The organism is Flavobacterium sp. (assembly GCF_040402955.1).
Lineage (GTDB): Bacteria > Bacteroidota > Bacteroidia > Flavobacteriales > Flavobacteriaceae > Flavobacterium.
Genome location: NZ_JBBALQ010000006.1, coordinates 41,752 through 61,864, shown reverse-complemented (window position 1 = coordinate 61,864; position 20,113 = coordinate 41,752). Strand labels below are relative to the sequence as shown.

Sequence of the window (20,113 nt, the reverse complement as noted above, 5' to 3'; positions counted from 1 at the left end):
GAATTACCCATACCCAAACCTTTTTTCCCGAAAGTTTGATACTCAATGAATGTGGCAGGTCTCCTGGCTTGCCTATTAGTGTCTTCCTTCCCATCTCGTTTTAAGCGAAACAGTGGATTTGCAGATAACACTAACGTTTAGTAGCATACAGTTGCGGGAACAGCTCAGGTCTTGTACCTGATTCCCTTTTAATGATTATTCTATGTTATAGAACATCAACCAAAATTCAGGTGTAAATGTAATTAATTAAAAATTAAAATCAAACTATATAAATATCTTTTACTTTTGTAAAAAATTTCACAAATGTATCTTGCTAAAAAAATAAGTTTTCTTTTGTTTTTATTTACTTTTATATCTTGTAATAACAAGGAAAGTAAGGCATCAGAAAACACAAGAAATAACGAAATAAAACACGCTAAAGGTATAACTATCATTACAAAAGAAAATTATTCAATTGTAGAAGTTACTTCGCCGTGGCCAAATGCAAAAAAGAAATATTCTTATATTTTAAAGAAGAAAAATGCGGTAATTCCAACAGAATATAAAAATTTTACTCAAATTCAAGTACCAATTAAAACTATTGTTTTAACTTCTACTACACATATTCCTTCATTAGAAATGCTTGGAGAAGAAAATAAACTAATTGGTTTTCCGAATTTAAATTACATTTCTTCAGAAAAAGTAAGGAACTTAATTGATGCTGGAAAAATAAAAGAATTAGGAAGTAATCAGTCGTTAAATACTGAAGTTTTAATAAATCTACAACCAGATATTATTATGGGTTATGGTTTAGACAATAGTAATCCGACTTTAGATAACTTAGAAAGAAACGGATTAAAAGTAATTTTAAATGGCGATTGGAATGAGCAATCACCTTTAGGTAAAGTGGAGTGGATTAAACTTTTTGGTGTTCTTTTTGGAAAAGAAAAACAAGCCAATGAAATTTTCAAATCAATCGAAAAAACATATAATGAAACATTAAAATTAGTTGAAAAAACAAAAGTAAAACCAACTGTTTTTAGTGGATCTTTATACGAAGATAAATGGTATTTGCCACAAGGCGAAAGTTGGGGTGCAAAATTTATAACCAATGCAAATGGAAACTATTTATGGGCAAAAACTAAAGGAACGGGAAGCCTATCTTTATCATTTGAAAAAGTATATAGTATTGCCAAAAATGCCGATATTTGGTTTATGGATCAATATACTTCTTTAGAAGAAATTAAAAACGCGAATCCACATTATTCAAAATTTAAAGCTTTTAAAGCAAAAAATATTTATTCGTTTAGTAAAAAGAAAGGCAAAACGGGTGGTGTAATTTATTACGAATTAGCGCCTAATCGACCAGATTTAGTGTTGAAAGATTTAGTAAAAATATTTCATCCAGAATTATTACCTAATTATCAACTATATTTCTTTGAAAAACTAAAATAAAATTGAAAAAAAACGCAAAACATAAAATCCTATTTTCTGCTTTACTAGTCGGTTTAGCAGTTGTTTTTATACTAAATATTAGTTTTGGTCAAGTGGCTATTCCTATAAAAGAAGTTGCAAAATCAATTTTTGGATTTGGAGAAGTAAAAGACACGTGGGAATATATTATTATCAATTTCCGTTTACCAAAAGCAATCACAGCCGCTTTAGTTGGTATTGGCTTATCAATTTCGGGTTTGTTGATGCAAACATTATTCAGAAATCCATTAGCTGGACCATATGTTTTGGGATTAAGTTCTGGCTCCAGTCTGGGTGTGGCTTTTGTAATTATGGGAGCTTCGATTTTACCAGGTTTTTTAGCAGAACTTTTTGTATCCAGTTTAGGTATATTATTCGCCTCCATTTTAGGAAGTTTATTCGTATTAGCTTTAGTTTTTTTAGTCTCCAAAAAATTAAAAGACACGCTTTCAATTTTAATTGTTGGATTAATGTTTAGTAGTTTCACTGGAGCAATTGTAAGCGTTTTAACTTATTTTAGTACCGCAGAACAATTACAAAAATTCACATTTTGGTCAATGGGAAATTTAGGAAACTTAAGTTGGTTACAAATTTCTATTTTAAGTATTTCAGTAATAATTGGTTTGTTATTAAGCTTGTTTTCAATTAAAAGTTTAGATGCTTTACTACTTGGGGAAAATTATGCAAAAAGTTTAGGAATAGATATTAAAAAACAACGCAATTTAATTTTTATTGCAACTGGAATTTTAGCAGGAAGCATAACTGCATTTGTAGGACCAATTGCCTTTGTCGGCTTAGCCGTTCCACACATTTCAAAATTAGTATTTCAAACAAGTAATCATAAAACATTGTTTTTTTCTACGATGATTTTAGGTGCAGTAATTATGCTTATTTGTGATACTGTTTCACAATTACCAGGTTTAGATTTTACATTACCAATTAATGCAATTACATCAATTTTAGGAGCACCAATTGTAATTTGGTTGTTGGTAAGAAAAAGAGGAATCAGTTAGAATTATATGATGATGAATAATAACACTAACATATTACATACCAAAAATTTATCCATTGGTTATGCTTCCAAAAAAGAAGTATTAACCATTGCGAGTAATATCAATATTTCATTAACAAAAGGTAAGTTAATCACATTAATTGGTGGAAATGGTATTGGAAAATCAACATTATTACGAACAATTACTGCTATTCAAACACCAATTTCGGGTGACGTAATTTTAAACAACAAAAATATTTTTTCAATTGAAAATTCTGATTTAGCACAACAACAAAGTTTGGTTTTAACCGATAAACTACCAAGTAGTAATTTAACCGTTTGGGAATTAATTGCTTTAGGAAGACAACCGTATACCAATTGGTTAGGAACCTTATCAGAAGATGATATCAATAAAATCAACAAAGCGATTCAACTTACAAACATTGCACATTTAACAGAAAAAAAACATTACGAAATTTCAGACGGACAATTACAAAAAGTTTTAATTGCAAAAGCATTGGCTCAAGATACAGATTTAATTATTTTGGATGAACCCACAACCCATTTGGATTTATTTCACAAAGTTTCGGTATTTAAATTATTACAAAAACTGGCACACGAATCGGAAAAATGCATTTTATTTTCAACTCATGATATCGATTTGGCCATTCAACTTTCTGATGAAATGATTGTGATGACAAATGAAAAAACCATTCAAGATCAACCGTGCAAATTAATTGAAAAAGGTGTTTTTGATACCTTATTTAAAGACGAACATATTGTTTTTGATAAAACACACGGTAAGTTTATCGTGAGATAAACCTTAAAAATTAATCCAGAATTCTGTCAAAATCTGCTTCAAAAATTTCTCGCACTTCGCCAGCTTTTAATTTATCTAATTCAATATTTCCAACTCGAACTCTAATTAATCGTAAGGTTGGAAAACCAACAGCTGAAGTCATCTTTCGTACTTGTCGAAATTTTCCTTCGGTTAGCGTTATAGAAACCCAACTTGTAGGTCCGTGACGTTCATCTCTAATTCTTCTGCCTTCGCCAATTTGAGTTGGATTATCAATCAATTTCGCTTGACATTTTTTAGTACTATATTTTTTTCCGTGAAAACCAATTTCTACACCATTTTTCAGTTGATCAACAGCTTCTAATGTAATAATTCCATCAACTTGTGCATAATATTCTTTCTCCACTTTTTTACTTCTTACCAATTCGCTTATCATTCCATCGGTTGTTAGTAATAATAACCCTTCAGAATCTTCATCTAATCTTCCAATAGCCATTGTGCCTTCTGGAAAATCATAAAGTTCACCTAATTTTCTTTTGTTTCGTTTTAATTCGTAAACAAATTGACTAATAAAACCGTGTGGCTTATGTAAAATAAAATGTTGGTGTATCTTCATCTTGCAAAAATAGTACTAATTTTAAACACATAGTCACATAGAAAAAATAAAAATTATGAAGTAAATAAATTTCAAGCTATGTGTTGCTATCTTAAATAAAATGACTTTATGATTACAAAAATTCTATGTGCCTATATGTTTTATTTTATTTATTCTGTGTTTGATTTAAAAAAAATAGTATTTTTACTAGCTAACAAATTATATCCCGAAAATGAACACATCAATTATCTTAGTATTCGCCATTTTAATTGCCTTAATTATTGGTTTTTATATTGGCAAACTGCTTTCAAAAACACAATCTAATGCTGAAAAAAGCAATTTAGAAGGGCAATTAACATCCCAATCGCATCAACTTGCAGAATTAAAATCATCGTTTCAGAATTTGCAAATCGAGAAACAAAAAACACAAACTGAAAAAGAAGAATTTGCTATTTTATTGGCAAAAAAAGAAAATGATTTCGACAATTTATTAAATCGAACAAAAGAACAGAAAGAAGAAATCAATCAATTACAAGAAAAATTTAGTAAAGAATTTGAAAATTTAGCCAATAAAATTTTAGAAGAAAAAACGCAGAAATTTACCGAACAAAACAAAGAAAACTTAAAAAATATTTTATCACCATTACAAGATAAAATTTTACATTTTGAGAAAAAAGTTGAAGACACACATAAAGAAAGTATTGATTATCACGCTGCATTACGTCAACAAATTGTTAGCTTAAGCGAAATGAATGCCCAAATGAGCAAAGAAACTATCAACTTAACTAAGGCATTAAAAGGCGATAGTAAAATGCAAGGGAATTGGGGCGAACTTGTTTTAGAACGCGTATTAGAAAAGTCTGGATTAGAAAAAGGTCGAGAATACGAAGTGCAACAAGCCTTTACAACCGCAGAAGGCACAAGAATTTTACCCGATGTAATTATCAATTTACCAGATGGAAAAAAGATGGTGGTAGACAGTAAAGTATCATTAACAGCTTATGAAAAATATGTAAATGAAGAAGACGATGCACAACAAAATATTCATTTAAAAGAGCACGTAAATTCGGTAAAACGACACGTAGAACAATTGAGTGAAAAGCGTTATCAAGACATTTATCAAATGGAAAGTCCTGATTTTGTTTTGTTGTTCATTCCTATTGAACCCGCTTTTGCATTGGCTTTACAAGAAGATTTAACGTTATATAACAAAGCATTTGAAAAAAACATTGTGATTGTTACTCCTACAACTCTATTAGCGACTTTACGAACGATAGATAGTATGTGGACCAATCAAAAACAACAAGAAAACGCCATTGAAATTGCGCGTCAAGCAGGTGCTTTGTATGATAAATTTGAAGGTTTTGTTTCTGATTTAATTAAAATTGGTAAGAAAATGGACGAAGCCAAAATAGAATATTCTGCAGCAATGAATAAACTTACCGAAGGAAAAGGAAATTTAGTTAACAGTGCTGAAAAATTGAAGAAAATGGGAGCTAAAGCAAAAAAAGCTTTACCAGAAGCATTACTAAAAAGAGCAGAAAATGATGAAGTATTATTAACTGAAACTGACAATTAATTCAAAATATATGACAAATAATATGACCCTTATTCAAAAAGTCCTAATATATGGAATATTAGCTATTGTATTAGCTGGCGCTTCGTATATTTCTTTTTTATATTACGCATCTTTTAGTGACGGCATGCGAACTGGCGAATTAATAAAATTTAGACATGAAGGATATTTTTTTAAAACTTGGGAAGGTCAATTAAGCCAAGGTCTTTCAGGTTCACAAAAATTTGCATTTTCAGTAATGGATAATGAGCCAGAAGTAATTGAACAATTAAAAAACAATCAAGGAAAATTTGTAAGAATAGAATATATTGAACGTTATGATACCTTTTTATGGTGGGGCGATTCTAATTATTATATTACAAAAGTTCAACCTGAAAAATAAACTTATTTTAATACTAAATAAATGAAAACATCCAATACGGTTGCAGCTTCAAAAATTACATTATCTGAATTAATGTTGCCTTCACATAGTAATTTTAGTGGTAAAATTCATGGTGGCTATTTACTAAGTTTAATGGATCAAATTGCTTTTGCATGTGCTTCTAAATATTGTGGAAGCTATTGCGTAACGGCATCTGTTGATACGGTAAATTTTTTAAATCCTGTTGAAATCGGCGAATTAGTCACCTTAAAAGCTTGTGTAAATTATGTTGGTAACAGCTCTATGGTGGTTGGGATTCGTGTAATTTCTCAAAATATTCAAACCGGAAAAGTAAAACATACAAATTCAAGTTATTTTACCATGGTTGCCAAAAATGAAGCTGGCGTTAATGTAAAGGTTCCTAAGTTAGTATTATCTACTTTAGAAGAAGTGCGACGTTTTTATGAAAGTATAAATAGAATTTCAGCTAAAATAGAATATTTAGATGAGGAAATAACTTTAGATTTTTCTTCGTCGGAAGCGCTAAATAATTTAAAAAAACATAACATTATACTTAAATTAAAATAAATAATTAAATATCTGAAAATGAACAGTTAAACTTATTTATATTATATTTTTGAAATAGTTCATTTTTTTGACTATTTTAGTAAAAAATTAAGGAATGAATAAAAAAATACTATCTATTTTACTTTTATGTATCACATTGTTTATAATATCTTGTAATGATGAAACTGAAGAAGAATATAACTCCATACCTACATCACCTATTAAAGTTGATTTAACACAAGTACCTTATCCTAAACTTTCTGATTATCATTTCTTTGAAGGTGAAATAAAAAATCAAATTCCTACATTAAATGTACTTCCTTATGCACCAGCAAGTGTGTTGTTTACAGATTATGCTCACAAAAAAAGATTTGTTTGGATGCCAATTGGCGTAAAAGCAACTTATAACGGTGACTCGAAAGTATTAGAATTACCAGTAGGATCCGCTTTGATAAAAACCTTTTATTACGATAAAATACAACCAAACAATACAACTCGTAATATTGAAACAAGAATAATGATTCGAAAACAAACGGGTTGGATTTTTGCTGATTATGTTTGGAATGATGCCCAAACAGAAGCGTATTTAGATTTAAATGGAAGTTTTGTAAACATATCTTGGAAAGATGAAAATAATTTAATTAAAACTACAGATTACAGAATTCCATCAGAAGTTCAATGTATCACTTGTCATAAAAACACAGAAAATGTTAATGGAAGTATACAAACCATTCACATCCCAATTGGTATTAAACCTCAAAATCTAAATCATAACTATAATTACGGGTCCTTTACTCAAAATCAGCTAACAAAATGGATAGAGCAAGGGTATTTAGAGAATAATTTTGCTTTACCTACAGAAAATAACACCACGATTGATTATAACGACACATCAAAATCTTTAGAAAAAAGAGTACGCTCTTATTTAGATATTAATTGTGCCCATTGTCACCAAAATGGAAAACATTGCGATTATAGACCAATGCGATTTGCTTTTAACGAAACAGGAGCTGCAAATGGATTAACAAACTTGGGTGTTTGTGTAGATACACAAGATATGCAAAACTTTGCTCCAGCTTTAGGAAAAATCATAACACCAGGAAACATAAATAGATCCATGTTATACTATCGTTTAAACACAACAAATGAAGCATACAGAATGCCTCTTCACGGAAGAACAGTAGTTCATGAAGAAGCAATAAGTTTAATAGGACAATGGATAAATTCATTACAACCTTGTCAGTAATAACATTTTAATATATCAAAAATGAAAAAATATTTTATATTATTTTTTGTAATTTTTATTAATTACTCAAACTGGGCTCAAGACACATGTGCAAGTGCACTAACAATAACAACTGGAATGCATGTAGTAACTGCGGTAAACGGAACACAAATTCCAACTCCTATATGTGCAATAAATGGAACTGGAGCTACGGCTGGTGAATGGTATAAATATATTCCTACACAAAACTACACCACAACAATCAGCTCAAATATTTTAGCAAATACTCCAAAAATTGATACACGCTTCCATGTTTATAGTGGAACATGTAGTACACTAACTTGTGTAGGTGGTGATGATGATTCAGGAGCAAGTTATTCATCAGTAGGAAGTTTTACAGCTATAGCTGGAACTACTTATTATATTGCATGGGATAATAGATGGTCTTCAGCTGGATTTACTTTTCAACTATCAGAAGGACCATATATCGCTCCAATACCTACTCCTGTAAATTATACTTCACAAACCATTTCAACAATAAATAGCTCGTATACTATTTGTGTTGTGGATATGAATGGTGATAACAAAGACGACATTGTAGGGGTAAGCGCAAATAATTTAAAAATTCATTACCAAGGTACAGGAAATACTTTTAATATGACTGATTTTCCAATAACAGGAACTAGTGATATGCCTTCGTGGAGTATTGCAGCTGGGGATTACAACAGGGACGGATTTAATGATTTGGTTTTAGGTGGCGGTAATGGATTAACATTTTGGAAATCTAACAACACAGGAACAGCTTATTCAAACATTAACCCACCAGAATATATTTTCTGTCAAAGAACTAATTTTATTGACATTAATAATGACGGTCATTTAGATGCGTTTTCTTGTCATGATGTGGCACCAAATGTATATTACATGAATAATAATAATGGCGCATCATTTACACATTATCAGTCAGGTGTAACTCCTGGATCGTATTCATTAGGAGTCCTTTCAAGCGGAGGAAACTATGCTTCATTATGGACAGATTATGATAATGATGGCGATGCGGATATGTTTGTTTCTAAATGTTCCGGACCTCCTTGTGAACTTCATAGAAATGATGGAAATGGTATTTTTACAGATATTTCAGCTATTGCTCAAATCAACACAACACCTGTACAATCATGGTCTTCTGCGATTGCTGATTTCGATAATGATGGTGATATGGATATTTTAGTTGGCTCCAATGGAAATACAGGGCATATGTTTTTTAAAAACAATTTAAATACAACTAATACTTCTGAAGAAGCATTTACAAACATTACAATTGGTTCTGGATGGGATTTGGACAATAACATTAATAGAGATTATATAGCATATGATTTTGATAATAATGGTTTTATTGATGTAATGGGTGGTGGAAATAAAATTATGTTTAACCAAGGTAATAATACATTTTTACCGGCAAACTATCCTAACGTTTCATTAGGTGCTGTTGGTGATTTAAACAACGATGGTTTTCTTGATATTTTAAACGGAAATACTATTCGTACTGCAGTTCCAAACGGAAATAACTGGATAAAAGTAACGTTTCAAGGTATTCAAAGTAACAGAAATGGAATTGGGGCACGTGTAGAAATTCATGGTGTTTGGGGTAAACAAATTAGAGAAGTTAGAAGCGGTGAAGGTTTTGAATTTATGAGCACCTTAAATGTTCATTTTGGAATAGGAACGGCTACAGCAATTACTCAAATAAAAGTAATTTGGCCTTCAGGTGCTGTAGATATTATTACAAATCCGAACATCAATCAAACTCTAAATGTTATTGAAGGCAACTTTCCATTAAGTGCGTCTTCATTCAATGGTAAAGAAGTTGTAATTTACCCAAATCCTACATCTGATTATTTAACAATATCAAATATTGAACATTTAAATATTAATGCAATACATATAATTGATACAAATGGAAAAACGATTGGTAGAATCACTTCTGATTTTAATTCCATAGACGTTTCAAATTTAAGCAACGGAATATATATTTTAAGTATAGAAACCAAAGAAGGAAAGATATTTGCCGAGAATTTCATCAAAAAATAAATTCAAAAAGCTATTAGAATTAATTCCATTTTCATAAATAAAAAAAACCCTAAAAGCAAGAAGCTTTTAGGGTTAATAAAAAAAATAAAAAAAATATTTTTATTGTAAAATTAAAGTGGTTGCATATGATTTATCGTCAAACATAACTTTAACTAAGTAATTACCAGGGCTTAAATCACTAGTATTGATTTTATTTTCTAGTTTAGAAATTTCTTTTTGCATCACTTCCTTACCTAATACATCAAATATTTTTACAGTAATATTTTCTATAGTATCCGGTAATTCAATAGCAAAAATTTCATCTGCTGGGTTAGGATATAGCTTAAATCCCGCCATACTGAATGAATCTGTACTCAGTGCAAAAGTGCCTGAAATACCATTTCCTCTGGTTCCACCGTGGTATGCTAAAGTTAAACTAGAACCTAAAGCCCATATTAGATTAATTGAAGCAGTTGAGTTTGTAAAAGTGAAATCTACACCTGTAGTATCAACTGTTGACAAAGCTCTTGTAGCTATGATTGTTCTAACTGTGCCAGCAACGGTATTAGATGTTGTCGACCAACTTTGAGCTGAATCTGAATTTGGAGTACTTGTTGAACCAGTAAAATTTCTATCTGTTAAAGTTGCTATTGTTCCTGATACTATTACGCCATCACCAGTTTGTGACATTGTAGTCATTCCAAATCCAAGACCTAACCATTTATCAGATGGTCCAACTAGAGTCATTGTTACTGTTGTTGGATTCGTATCAAATTTAACTGTATAACCTGTAGTCAAATTGATTACTCCAGTAGTATGATTTTGTGCAGTAGCACTCATACCAAAAAGAATTAGTGTAAAAAGTAAAATTTTTTTCATAATTTAAAATGTAATGGTTAATAATTTAGTAGATTAATAATTTTTTGATTATTTGTTTTAAGAGCATAATCAAGGGCTTCTTTATTGTAATTGTCTCTAATTTTAACATTTGCTTTAGCCGAAATTAAAGCTTCAATTATAGGTATATTATTGGTGTTAATTGCCATAATTAAGGCAGTTTGACCATTTGAATCTTGAAAATCTAAATTTACTTTTTTCTCAATTAATTGCTTTGTAAATTGATAATTTTCTTTGATTGCTGCTGCCATCAATGCTGTTCCACTTTTAGAAAGATAATTGATATTGTTCACATTTTGCAATAAATAATTTGCAACTTCAATATTATTAGAATAAATAGCTAAAATTAAAGTGGAATATCCATTCTCATTTATTTTATTTATGCAATCTATATCTGACTTAATTAATTCTTTTAATTCTAAAAGACTCCCATTTCTGGACACGGCAAAAACATCTTTCTGTGCAAAAGTAGTTGAAAAAATAAATAAAAAGAAAAATATTATTTTCATATACTAAAAAACTCGAATTAAATTGAATCCAAAAGCAATTTTTCCATCATTCCAACTTCCAGACGTATTTCCTAAATAGCCTGATTCATGCATGGCTTGTGAATTCGTAAAGTGCATTTGGAAAACATGACCACCTGTTTCTAAATCGAACCCAATAGAAAGTGGATTTTTGAAAGTAGAATTAGATGCTCTGTTTAAATGTGCTGCATAATCCAAATTAAACGACCAACGTTTGGTAAACTTATACCTACCTCCTAAACCAACGGCAAATTGACTATTGTCTTGAGAATTATTGGCAACATAATTTTGATGAAAATGTGTTGGTGCAAATTCTAACGATAAATTATCATTGAATTTTCTTGAAATTAGAATTTGATTCACATAAGCCAAACGATCTGAAAACTCTAATTTTGGTAAGGTTGTTTTTTCTAATTCTGTATTAATTGCCAAACTATTGAAACCAACAATTTCAAAAGGAAATCCTTGTTTTTTTTGTCCAAATAATCTGTATTTTGTAGCAAATTCATAGGTTTTTTGAAATCCAGAACGAGAAGCATGTATAGTAACACCATTGGTTAAACCGTATACAAGTTGTAAACGCGTATTGGCTTCATCTAAACCGAAAAAGTCTTCAAATCCTTTATCTAAATAACCAAAACGGTGTGCAACCACAAAATACATATCGCCTTTAGATGCTAATTTCGTAGATTCTAAATTCACGATTTTTAAAGATTTAAATGCCGCTGTTTCTGATTGATTTGCATCAGATAACGTATCGATTTCTTTAAGCAAATCGTCTTGAGCAACCATTAAAAATGGAAATACAAAAAATAAAAAAGTAATTTTCTTTATCATAATTATTTAATTTCAGCTTGATCTATTTTAATTTCTTCCAACAAAGAATCATAACCTAAAACTCTTCCTTGAATGCTAATTACTTCATTTTGTTTTACATCAGAGGTTTTTTTGAGCAAAACAAATACTTTGTCATCAATTACTATAGTGTTATTTAAAGCATCAATACTGGTGATTTTTCCTTTAATAGTAATTGTTTTATCTAAATATTTTAAATTTGCTTTTGACTCATCAATTGAAAAATCTTGTAAAATCTTTGTCCCGGTTATCGAAAAAACAGCTTTCTCACTGGAAATGTCTCTATGATCTTGATATAAATAGTTATACGACAAAAACACGATAACTATGATAACCAATAAACCAACTGCAACTTTTTTCATTTATTTTTAATTATGCATGTACAAACTTATAAATTATTTTGTAATATTGTGAGTAAATACTAATTTTAATATGAAAAAAACAAATTATTTAATATTGACTTCGATTATTTTTATTTTTGGTTGTAGTACTAATTCGGAAGACGATTTAACAATTCCATTGTCTACAAATACAACAAAATACATCCAAAATATAAAACCTATTATAGATAATAATTGTGTGGCTTGCCATGGCACTACTCCATCTGCGGGTGCTCAAACATCATTAGTTACTTATAATCAAGTAAAATTATCTGTTCAAAATAATGGTCTTTTAGACCGTATTTCAAGAGCTCAAGGCGCTTCAGGAATGATGCCTTATCAAGGAACTCGACTTCCGCAAACCACTATTGATTTAATAACAGATTGGAATACTGACGGACTTTTAGAATAATTTTTATAAATAGTTTCCATCTTAAATATAGTTTTATGAAAAAAATTGCCCTAATTGGATGGTTATTATTAGTAAGTTTATCGCCAATTCAAGAAAAAAAGATTACCAAAACTGGCAGCATTAGTTTTGAAGCTTCCGTACCTTCTTTTGAAGAAATTAAAGCCAAAAATAACGCAGTAACTTGTATTATGAATACTAATAATGGTGAAATTGCTGTTTTAGCTTTAATGAAAGGTTTTCGATTTAAAATTGCTTTAATGGAAGAGCATTTTAATGAAAGTTATATGGAGAGTTCTAAATTTCCTAAAGCAACTTTTAAAGGAAAAATTGAGAATTTTGATGTTTCTAAATTAACTTCGAGTCTAAAAGATTATACTATTAAAGGGAAATTAGAACTTCACGGAAAAAGTAAAGATATTACTTCAATTGCTAAAATTAAAAAAACAGGTTCGGATATAGAAATTAAAACAGATTTTAACGTTAATGTATCCGACTTTGATATTGAAATACCAAGTGTTGTTTCTAAAAAAGTTTCCAAAAAAGTAACTTTAAATTGTAACTTCTTATTAAAATAATATACTAATCTTTAAATTTAAACCCAATTACACATGAAAAACTTAAAAAAATTAGCATTCGTTGCCTTTGCAATTGTATCTACACAATTTTATGCACAAACAAAAACAGGCGCTGTAACGTATGAAATGACAATGCCTGACAATGAGGAAATGGCAGCAATGGGAACAAATACTATTAAAATATCATTTGATGAAAAATCTTCAGCAACTCAACTGGATATGATGAGCGGAATGATATCTGTAAAAACGATTTCTATGGACAAAAACAATCCAAAAGAAACCAGAATGCTAATGGATATGATGGGTAAAAAATATGAAGTAACAGGTGAAGCTGAAGGATTTGCAAATACAGATGTAGCTTCTCTAAAAGATGCCGAATCAGTTACTTATGATAAAAAAGCAACTAAAGAAATTTTAGGATATAAATGTTATAAAGCTTTAGTAACAATGAACAGCGGAGTAGTTAATACCTTTTATATTACAGAAGCTATTGCAGTACAATCTTTACCTACAGATAAATTAAAACTTACAGGATTTCCTTTAGAAGTTGAAGTAAATAGCGAAAAAGGTAAAGTAGTTTTATTAGCTACTGCTGTAGACAAAGCGCCTTCAGCATCTTGCTTTACAGTACCAGAAGGTTACAAAAAAGTAACACAAGAAGAATTACAACAAGAATTAGGAGGTATGTAATTTACTTTTTTATACCAAAAAAATATCCCAAATTCAAATTGAGTTTGGGATATTTTTTTAGGTTTTAAGTTTCTTTTTTCGAGCGGCTGGAAAAAGCACATTATTTAAAATTAATCGATAACCTGGCGAATTTGGATGCAAATCTAAAACAGTTGGTGCATCTCCTACTCTATGCTGATAATCTTCTGGATCGTGCCCGCCGTAATAGGTGAACATTCCTTTTCCCTTTGTGCCGTGAATGTATCTGGCTTCACCATTAATTTTACATTCGCCCATTAACAAAACATTCGACTTAATTTTATCGGACAAAAAAGCAGTGGTTTGTCCCATAAACCCTTTTACAATTTGAGTATGATTTTGACATAACATCGTTGGAATAGGATCCCATTTTGCAGAAAAATCCATTAAAGTAAAATAATCTACTTCCATTGAAAAACTACCTTTTCCGTGCTCCTCAGTAGTATCAATATCTGAAAATTCGTATTTCATGGGTTGTTTTTCCAAAATAAAATCTTTAAAAGCAAAGGTATTGGAATATTCTAATTTAGATTGGTAATTAGATTCGCTGGCATCACCATCAAACATAGGTTCGCAAATATCTGTGTTTTGGGCTGCCAAAGCAATATCAAAGCTATCTGTTGCAGAACACATGGCAAACATAAACCCACCGCCAATTACGTAATCTCTAATTTTAGTTGCGACTGCTAATTTTTCTTCGGATACTTTGTTAAATCCTAATTTTTTAGCTAATGCTTCTGCTTCTGCTTTTTGCTGAATATACCAAGGTGCATTTCTGTAATTGCTGAAAAATTTACCGTACTGACCAGTAAAATCTTCATGATGCAAATGCAACCATTCATACAAAACTAGTTGATCTGACAATACTTCTGTATCGTAAATTTCTGTATAAGGAATTTCGGCATAAGTAAGAACCATGGTAACTGCATCATCCCAAGGTTGCTTTCCTTTTGGAGTGTACACCGCAATTTTTGGTGCTTTTTCTAAAACTACCGTTTCCATATTCTGAGATGGACTACTTATTTCTTCTAAAATAGTAGCCGTTGCACCATCTGATAAGACTTCAAAAGATACACCTCTAATCTGACATTCTTTTCTGATATCATCGCCATCAGGCAATAAAAAAGAACCGCCTCGATAATTTAATAACCAGTTTACCTTATAATTTTTTGCCAAAGCCCAATACGTAATACCGTATGCTTTTAAATGATTTTGCTGCCCATCATTATCCATTGGCAACAAAACCGAAGACGCATTTAATTTTGTGAAACAAATTAAAATAAGTAAAAAAACAAGTTGTTTTATATAGTTCATCAAAAGCTATTTTTGTAAATATACAAATTAATGATTAAAATGGCACGTCACTATCTTCGCTAAAACCAACATTCATGCTGCTTCCAAAGGCATCATTTGGTGAAGGTAAATTTGGAGTCGCAAATGGATTTTGAGAATCTAAATTCATTTTTGAAGGCATTGAATCGTTATAAGTCATTCCAAATTCATCTAAATTATCAAATTTACCAAATTGTCCTAAGAATTTTAATCTGATGTTATCTAAACTACCATTTCTATGTTTTGCAACAATAAATTCTGCCTGATTTGTTGTTGGAGCTGCTTCATCATCATCCCAATTGTCAATTTTATAATATTCTGGACGATAAATAAATGATACAATATCAGCATCTTGTTCAATCGCACCCGATTCACGTAAATCGGAAAGTAAAGGTCTTTTACTTGACCCACGCGTTTCTACTGCACGTGATAACTGAGAAAGTGCAATTACAGGCACACTTAGTTCTTTTGCCAAAGCTTTTAAACTTCTTGAAATCATAGAAATTTCTTGTTCTCTATTACCACCACCTTTTCCAGAATTTCCAGCTGACATTAATTGTAAATAATCGACAACAATTAATTTTATTCCGTGTTGAGAAACTAAACGACGGGCTTTTGCACGTAAATCGAAAATAGATAATGAAGGTGTATCATCAATATATAATGGTGCTTTTTCTAAATCTTTAACTTTAACATTTAATTGTTCCCATTCGTGGGGTTCTAAATCTCCTTTTCGAAGTTTCTCTGAGGTTAAACCCGTTTCACTTGAAATTAAACGAGTAATTAATTGTACTGATGACATTTCCAGAGAAAAAAGTGCAACAGGTTCGTTTCCTGAAACGGCAATATTTCTTGCCATTGATAAAACGAATGCTGTTTTTCCCATACCCGGACGAGCCGCAATAATAATTAAATCTGAAGGTTGCCATCCAGAAGTTAAATCGTCTAATTTTCTAAAACCGGATGGAATTCCAGATAAACCTTCTTTGTTTGATATTTCTTCGATACGTTGTTTCGCTTGATTTACAAGACTTTGTGCCGTCTCGTATCCTTTTTTAAGATTGCCTTGTGTAATTTCGTATAAATTGGTTTCAGCTGTGTCTAATAAATCAAACACGTCCATTCCTTCATCGTAACAATCTTCAATTAATTTACTTGAGATAGAAATTAAACTTCTTTGAATAAATTTTTGAAGTATAATTCGGGCGTGAAAAACGATATGTGCCGATGATGCAATTTTTTGAGTAAGTTGTATCAGATAAAAATCGCTACCAGCCATTTCTAAATTTCCGTTTCTTTTTAATTGCGCTGAAACCGTTAATAAATCAATTGGTTGCGGAGGCGTACTATGAAACAATTGATTTATGGCTTCATAAATATATTTGTGTGATTCTTTATAAAACACATCGGGATTTAATAAATCTATAACTTCGCCTGGCGCTTTTACGTCAATTAACATCGCTCCCAAAACTGCTTCTTCTATATCTACAGCTTGTGGTGGAAGTTTTCCTTTTTCTAAAGTAATAGTAGTTGATTTATCTACTTTAACGGGGTTAATTGTAAATGCTTTTTCCATATAGCGAAAGTAAAAAAAAATTAAGTAATATCGAATTTAATTTGTTAAACAGAAACTGTTAATAACTATTTTTTATTGTTAATATGTCAAAAAAATCCGTCTTATCAATAAAAAAAGATAAGACGGATAAATTATGAATATTTTCTTAATTATCGGAAAACTCGCCCATTTTACTGTATTTTTCCATTCTTTGTGCTACTAAATCTTTTGTTGATAAGTCTTTTAATTCTAGGTACGATTTAGTAATGTATTTTTCAACCGTTTTAAACATCCATTCTTTATCGCGATGCACGCCACCTAATGGTTCTGGAATAATATCGTCAATTAATTTTTGCTTTTTCATATCAATAGCTGTAAGTTTTAAAGCTTCAGCTGCTTGTTCTTTAAATTCCCAACTTCTCCATAAAATAGAAGAGCAAGATTCTGGTGAAATTACAGAATACCAAGTGTTTTCTAACATAAAAACTCTATCACCTACTCCAATTCCTAAAGCGCCTCCAGAAGCACCTTCACCAATAATAACAGAAATAATTGGCGTTTTTAATCGAGCCATTTCAAAAATATTACGCGCAATTGCTTCCCCTTGTCCGCGTTCTTCAGCTTCTAAGCCAGGATACGCACCAGGAGTATCTATTAATGTTAAAACAGGAATATTAAATTTTTCTGCCATTTTCATTAATCGTAACGCTTTACGGTATCCTTCAGGATTTGCCATACCGAAATTACGTAATTGACGCATTTTAGTATTAATACCTTTCTGTTGCCCAATAATCATATACGATTGTCCGTTTATTCTTCCTAAGCCACCCACCATAGCTTTGTCATCTTTAAAATTTCTGTCTCCAAATAACTCTAAAAAAGTGCCATCGGTTAGGTTGGTTATGTATTCTAAAGTATATGGTCTGTTTGGATGCCGCGACATTTGAACGCGCTGCCAAGCCGTAAGATTTTTATATAAATCTTTTTTTGCTTTTTCTAATTTATCTTCCAGTTGTTTGCAAGTAGCAGAAACATCAACATCTGATTCCTGACCTAAAACAACGCATTTTTCCAATTGATCTTCAAGCTCTTTTATTGGCAATTCAAAATCTAAATATTCCATAAAAGTTAATTTTTATTAATTTGTTTGTAAATACAAAGATACTATTTAATAATTATTTGAATAATTTTTGAACCGATATCTAACTACTTTTTTTAGTATTTCTCATTAATCCATTCAAAATCACTGTAATAAGTATGATTGTAGCACCTATATAAAATGAATAGCTCATTTGTTCGTTTTTTTCGAAAATTAAAACCGCTAAGGCAATTCCATATACGGGTTCTAAATTTATAGTTAGCATTACTGTATAAGGTGAAATGTACTTCATAACGTTCACTGAAGCAATAAAAGCATAAGCTGTGCAAATGGAAGCTAAAATACCTAACAACATAAAATCGGAAAGTGTAATATTGAAAAATTCTATTGAAAACTGATTTGTAAATAGTAAGAAAACGCTTAAAAATAATACACCCCCAAATAATTCATAAATGGAAACAATTGTAGCATCAATTCTTTGAGCAAATTTTCCATTAATTATAGAAAAACTTGCCGATAAAAAGGCAGAAGTTAAAGCTAAAAGTACACCCTGCATGGTGCCCGACATATTACTAGTAATACTTTTTTGAATAAAATTTGGTTCCGAAGATTCAATTACAAAATATAAACCAATTAAAACGATAAGTCCAAATACGATTTCGTACCAAACCATTTTTCGTTTGTAAAAAATGGGCTCTAAAATTGAGGTGAAAAAAGCTCCCGTAGATAAACAAGCCAATGTGATGGATATATTAGAAACTTTAATGGCTTTAAAAAAGGTTATCCAATGTAAGGCAATTACTAATCCTGAAACTATTAGCAATATAATATCTTTTCTGGCTAATTGAAAACTTGTTTTTCGGTAATAAATGTATCCGAAAATTATAACAACCGCTAATGACATTCGCCACCATACCAAAGGCAATGCATCTAAAGAAATTAACTTTCCTAAAATGGCTGTAAAACCCCAAATAAAAACAATTAAATGAAGATGTAAGGTATGTTTTAAATTAACGTCTGGCATTTCTTAACAAATAAAATGCTAAAATTCCGAAAATAAAGTTGGGAAACCACACTGCTAAAAATGGAGGAATACTTGAACTTTCAGCTAAAGTTCCAAAAATTTTATCGAAAAATACGAAAGAAAAAGCTACCAAAATACCAATAGCTAAATTTATGCCCATTCCTCCTCTACGCTTCATTGCTGAAACAGAAACTGCAATTATGGTTAATATAAATGCAGATACTGGTGTACTGAATTTTTTATATAACACCACTAAATATAAATCTAAATTAGAACTTCCTTTAGATCGTTCTTTATCAATAAAATGAACCAAATTAAATATATTCATAGTTTCTGCTACATAAATTACAGGTGTTAAATCATCCGGTTCAAATTCAAATTTTCGAATTAATTTTTCTTGCCTTTCGATGATGTCGTTTTCTTTTCCGATTGTTCTTTTTACATAATCAAACAAGGTATAATCTTTTGTTTTTTCATTATACTTAACTCTATGAGCATATAATTTATATTCTAATTTATTGCCGTTAAATTTTTCGTAAATAAAATCAAATCCTGTTTTCGATATTCCGTTATAACTACTAACATACATAAATTCATTTGGTTTTACTAGACGAAAAATATCTGATGTTTGTCTTTCTTCCCCATTTTTTTTAAGATATTCATACCTAAAACCCCAATACTTTTCACTGGCATCTGGCAAAATGAAAAAACCCATTAATAAAGTTACTAAAGATACTAAAGTCGCACCTAAAATATAAGGTCGTAAAAAACGCGTAAATGAAATTCCAGAACTTAAAATGGCGATAATTTCGCTGTTATTGGCTAATTTTGAAGTAAACCAAATAATGGATAAAAACAGAAAAATCGGAAATAATAGATTAGCAAAATAGATCGTAAATCCATAGTAATAAATTAAAATTTCTTTAAAAGCTACTTTATTTTCAATCATACGATTGATTTTTTCAGATACATCTATAATAATTCCAATTGGAATAAACATAAACAACATAGCTGTAAATGTGATTAAGTATCTTTTAAATATGTACCAATCTATTTTTTTCATAATTTATTTGGCTGTTTTTGTTTATGATTTTTTTGTAATGTCTCCTAAACTTT

General features: G+C 30.3%; 21 protein-coding genes and 1 riboswitch. Of the genes, 11 read left to right on the top strand and 10 right to left on the bottom strand.

Translation table 11 applies throughout. The features are described from left to right. Positions 1 to 36 precede the first annotated feature (36 nt). Positions 37 to 239: riboswitch (cobalamin riboswitch) on the bottom strand. Positions 240 to 303: 64 nt separating this feature from the next. Genes ABWP78_RS04780 through ABWP78_RS04770 form a run of 3 tightly spaced genes read left to right on the top strand, consistent with a single transcriptional unit; the run spans position 304 to position 3,263 of the window. Continuing rightward, positions 304 to 1,434, top strand: a complete 1,131-nt coding sequence (locus tag ABWP78_RS04780; protein WP_353169642.1) for an ABC transporter substrate-binding protein — start codon at positions 304 to 306, stop codon at positions 1,432 to 1,434. Between the two features lie 2 nt (positions 1,435 to 1,436). Then, positions 1,437 to 2,465: an iron chelate uptake ABC transporter family permease subunit gene (locus ABWP78_RS04775; RefSeq protein WP_353169641.1), complete on the top strand. Its 1,029-nt coding sequence runs from the start codon at positions 1,437 to 1,439 to the stop codon at positions 2,463 to 2,465. A 12-nt stretch (positions 2,466 to 2,477) separates the two neighbouring features. Then, positions 2,478 to 3,263: an ABC transporter ATP-binding protein gene (locus tag ABWP78_RS04770; RefSeq protein ID WP_353169640.1), complete on the top strand. Its 786-nt coding sequence runs from the start codon at positions 2,478 to 2,480 to the stop codon at positions 3,261 to 3,263. 10 nt (positions 3,264 to 3,273) lie between these two features. On the opposite strand, the gene ABWP78_RS04765 is transcribed toward ABWP78_RS04770, so the two are convergent. Then, a complete protein-coding gene (locus tag ABWP78_RS04765; protein WP_353169639.1) occupies positions 3,274 to 3,858 on the bottom strand; it encodes a pseudouridine synthase in 585 nt (194 codons plus the stop codon). Positions 3,859 to 4,069: 211 nt separating this feature from the next. On the opposite strand from ABWP78_RS04765, the gene ABWP78_RS04760 reads away from it, so the two are divergent. The 5 genes from ABWP78_RS04760 to ABWP78_RS04740 all read left to right on the top strand — a co-directional run bounded on the left by ABWP78_RS04760 (position 4,070) and on the right by ABWP78_RS04740 (position 9,654). After that, positions 4,070 to 5,416 (top strand): DNA recombination protein RmuC, encoded by a 1,347-nt coding sequence (locus ABWP78_RS04760; protein ID WP_353169638.1) that lies wholly within the window; start codon positions 4,070 to 4,072, stop codon positions 5,414 to 5,416. A 10-nt stretch (positions 5,417 to 5,426) separates the two neighbouring features. Continuing rightward, a complete protein-coding gene (locus tag ABWP78_RS04755; RefSeq protein WP_353169637.1) occupies positions 5,427 to 5,795 on the top strand; it encodes a 6-phosphogluconate dehydrogenase in 369 nt (122 codons plus the stop codon). Positions 5,796 to 5,816: 21 nt separating this feature from the next. Then, positions 5,817 to 6,362 (top strand): acyl-CoA thioesterase, encoded by a 546-nt coding sequence (locus ABWP78_RS04750; protein ID WP_353169636.1) that lies wholly within the window; start codon positions 5,817 to 5,819, stop codon positions 6,360 to 6,362. Positions 6,363 to 6,456: 94 nt separating this feature from the next. Then, the gene (locus ABWP78_RS04745; RefSeq protein WP_353169635.1) at positions 6,457 to 7,587 is read left to right on the top strand and encodes a hypothetical protein; all 1,131 of its coding nucleotides are present in this window, start codon (positions 6,457 to 6,459) and stop codon (positions 7,585 to 7,587) included. A 21-nt stretch (positions 7,588 to 7,608) separates the two neighbouring features. Next, the gene (locus ABWP78_RS04740) at positions 7,609 to 9,654 is read left to right on the top strand and encodes a T9SS type A sorting domain-containing protein (protein WP_353169634.1); all 2,046 of its coding nucleotides are present in this window, start codon (positions 7,609 to 7,611) and stop codon (positions 9,652 to 9,654) included. A 99-nt stretch (positions 9,655 to 9,753) separates the two neighbouring features. On the opposite strand, the gene ABWP78_RS04735 is transcribed toward ABWP78_RS04740, so the two are convergent. From ABWP78_RS04735 to ABWP78_RS04720, 4 genes are read right to left on the bottom strand one after another with little or no spacing between them, the layout of a single operon-like run. Then, complete coding sequence (locus tag ABWP78_RS04735) at positions 9,754 to 10,512, bottom strand: T9SS type A sorting domain-containing protein (protein WP_353169633.1); 759 nt, start codon at positions 10,510 to 10,512, stop codon at positions 9,754 to 9,756. A 17-nt stretch (positions 10,513 to 10,529) separates the two neighbouring features. Then, positions 10,530 to 11,039: an ankyrin repeat domain-containing protein gene (locus ABWP78_RS04730; RefSeq protein ID WP_353169632.1), complete on the bottom strand. Its 510-nt coding sequence runs from the start codon at positions 11,037 to 11,039 to the stop codon at positions 10,530 to 10,532. Between the two features lie 3 nt (positions 11,040 to 11,042). After that, complete coding sequence (locus ABWP78_RS04725; RefSeq protein WP_353169631.1) at positions 11,043 to 11,894, bottom strand: DUF5777 family beta-barrel protein; 852 nt, start codon at positions 11,892 to 11,894, stop codon at positions 11,043 to 11,045. A gap of 2 nt (positions 11,895 to 11,896) precedes the next feature. Further along, positions 11,897 to 12,274, bottom strand: a complete 378-nt coding sequence (locus tag ABWP78_RS04720; RefSeq protein WP_353169630.1) for an OB-fold protein — start codon at positions 12,272 to 12,274, stop codon at positions 11,897 to 11,899. A gap of 70 nt (positions 12,275 to 12,344) precedes the next feature. On the opposite strand from ABWP78_RS04720, the gene ABWP78_RS04715 reads away from it, so the two are divergent. The 3 genes from ABWP78_RS04715 to ABWP78_RS04705 are packed head-to-tail and all read left to right on the top strand — an operon-like array spanning position 12,345 to position 13,969. Beyond that, positions 12,345 to 12,704 carry a hypothetical protein gene (locus ABWP78_RS04715; RefSeq protein ID WP_353169629.1) on the top strand — a complete coding sequence of 120 codons (360 nt, stop codon included), beginning with the start codon at positions 12,345 to 12,347 and terminating at the stop codon, positions 12,702 to 12,704. A 35-nt stretch (positions 12,705 to 12,739) separates the two neighbouring features. Continuing rightward, positions 12,740 to 13,279, top strand: coding sequence for a YceI family protein (locus ABWP78_RS04710; RefSeq protein WP_353169628.1), 540 nt, complete (start codon positions 12,740 to 12,742; stop codon positions 13,277 to 13,279). Positions 13,280 to 13,312: 33 nt separating this feature from the next. Beyond that, positions 13,313 to 13,969, top strand: coding sequence for a hypothetical protein (locus tag ABWP78_RS04705; RefSeq protein ID WP_353169627.1), 657 nt, complete (start codon positions 13,313 to 13,315; stop codon positions 13,967 to 13,969). 57 nt (positions 13,970 to 14,026) lie between these two features. Here ABWP78_RS04705 and ABWP78_RS04700 read toward each other — a convergent pair whose 3' ends face one another. From ABWP78_RS04700 to ABWP78_RS04680, 5 genes are all read right to left on the bottom strand, one after another. Continuing rightward, a complete protein-coding gene (locus tag ABWP78_RS04700; protein WP_353169626.1) occupies positions 14,027 to 15,301 on the bottom strand; it encodes an asparagine synthetase B in 1,275 nt (424 codons plus the stop codon). A 34-nt stretch (positions 15,302 to 15,335) separates the two neighbouring features. After that, positions 15,336 to 16,895 (bottom strand): replicative DNA helicase, encoded by a 1,560-nt coding sequence (gene dnaB / locus ABWP78_RS04695; RefSeq protein WP_353169625.1) that lies wholly within the window; start codon positions 16,893 to 16,895, stop codon positions 15,336 to 15,338. 145 nt (positions 16,896 to 17,040) lie between these two features. After that, positions 17,041 to 17,997: an acetyl-CoA carboxylase carboxyltransferase subunit alpha gene (locus ABWP78_RS04690; protein ID WP_353169624.1), complete on the bottom strand. Its 957-nt coding sequence runs from the start codon at positions 17,995 to 17,997 to the stop codon at positions 17,041 to 17,043. Between the two features lie 79 nt (positions 17,998 to 18,076). Next, the gene (locus ABWP78_RS04685; protein WP_353169623.1) at positions 18,077 to 18,997 is read right to left on the bottom strand and encodes a DMT family transporter; all 921 of its coding nucleotides are present in this window, start codon (positions 18,995 to 18,997) and stop codon (positions 18,077 to 18,079) included. After that, positions 18,984 to 20,060, bottom strand: a complete 1,077-nt coding sequence (locus ABWP78_RS04680) for an LptF/LptG family permease (protein ID WP_353169622.1) — start codon at positions 20,058 to 20,060, stop codon at positions 18,984 to 18,986. Before ABWP78_RS04680 ends, ABWP78_RS04685 begins: the two co-directional genes overlap by 14 nt. Between the last annotated feature and the right edge of the window lie 53 nt (positions 20,061 to 20,113).

Coding starts and splice junctions, on each gene's coding strand:
- ABWP78_RS04715 (WP_353169629.1), top strand. CDS start 12,345: ATGAAAAAAACAAATTATTTAATATTGACTTCGATTATTTTTATTTTT.
- ABWP78_RS04705 (WP_353169627.1), top strand. CDS start 13,313: ATGAAAAACTTAAAAAAATTAGCATTCGTTGCCTTTGCAATTGTATCT.
- ABWP78_RS04780 (WP_353169642.1), top strand. CDS start 304: ATGTATCTTGCTAAAAAAATAAGTTTTCTTTTGTTTTTATTTACTTTT.
- dnaB (WP_353169625.1), bottom strand. CDS start 16,895: ATGGAAAAAGCATTTACAATTAACCCCGTTAAAGTAGATAAATCAACT.
- ABWP78_RS04725 (WP_353169631.1), bottom strand. CDS start 11,894: ATGATAAAGAAAATTACTTTTTTATTTTTTGTATTTCCATTTTTAATG.
- ABWP78_RS04680 (WP_353169622.1), bottom strand. CDS start 20,060: ATGAAAAAAATAGATTGGTACATATTTAAAAGATACTTAATCACATTT.
- ABWP78_RS04760 (WP_353169638.1), top strand. CDS start 4,070: ATGAACACATCAATTATCTTAGTATTCGCCATTTTAATTGCCTTAATT.
- ABWP78_RS04730 (WP_353169632.1), bottom strand. CDS start 11,039: ATGAAAATAATATTTTTCTTTTTATTTATTTTTTCAACTACTTTTGCA.
- ABWP78_RS04755 (WP_353169637.1), top strand. CDS start 5,427: ATGACAAATAATATGACCCTTATTCAAAAAGTCCTAATATATGGAATA.
- ABWP78_RS04720 (WP_353169630.1), bottom strand. CDS start 12,274: ATGAAAAAAGTTGCAGTTGGTTTATTGGTTATCATAGTTATCGTGTTT.
- ABWP78_RS04765 (WP_353169639.1), bottom strand. CDS start 3,858: ATGAAGATACACCAACATTTTATTTTACATAAGCCACACGGTTTTATT.
- ABWP78_RS04745 (WP_353169635.1), top strand. CDS start 6,457: ATGAATAAAAAAATACTATCTATTTTACTTTTATGTATCACATTGTTT.
- ABWP78_RS04735 (WP_353169633.1), bottom strand. CDS start 10,512: ATGAAAAAAATTTTACTTTTTACACTAATTCTTTTTGGTATGAGTGCT.
- ABWP78_RS04770 (WP_353169640.1), top strand. CDS start 2,478: ATGAATAATAACACTAACATATTACATACCAAAAATTTATCCATTGGT.
- ABWP78_RS04740 (WP_353169634.1), top strand. CDS start 7,609: ATGAAAAAATATTTTATATTATTTTTTGTAATTTTTATTAATTACTCA.
- ABWP78_RS04685 (WP_353169623.1), bottom strand. CDS start 18,997: ATGCCAGACGTTAATTTAAAACATACCTTACATCTTCATTTAATTGTT.
- ABWP78_RS04690 (WP_353169624.1), bottom strand. CDS start 17,997: ATGGAATATTTAGATTTTGAATTGCCAATAAAAGAGCTTGAAGATCAA.
- ABWP78_RS04750 (WP_353169636.1), top strand. CDS start 5,817: ATGAAAACATCCAATACGGTTGCAGCTTCAAAAATTACATTATCTGAA.
- ABWP78_RS04700 (WP_353169626.1), bottom strand. CDS start 15,301: ATGAACTATATAAAACAACTTGTTTTTTTACTTATTTTAATTTGTTTC.
- ABWP78_RS04710 (WP_353169628.1), top strand. CDS start 12,740: ATGAAAAAAATTGCCCTAATTGGATGGTTATTATTAGTAAGTTTATCG.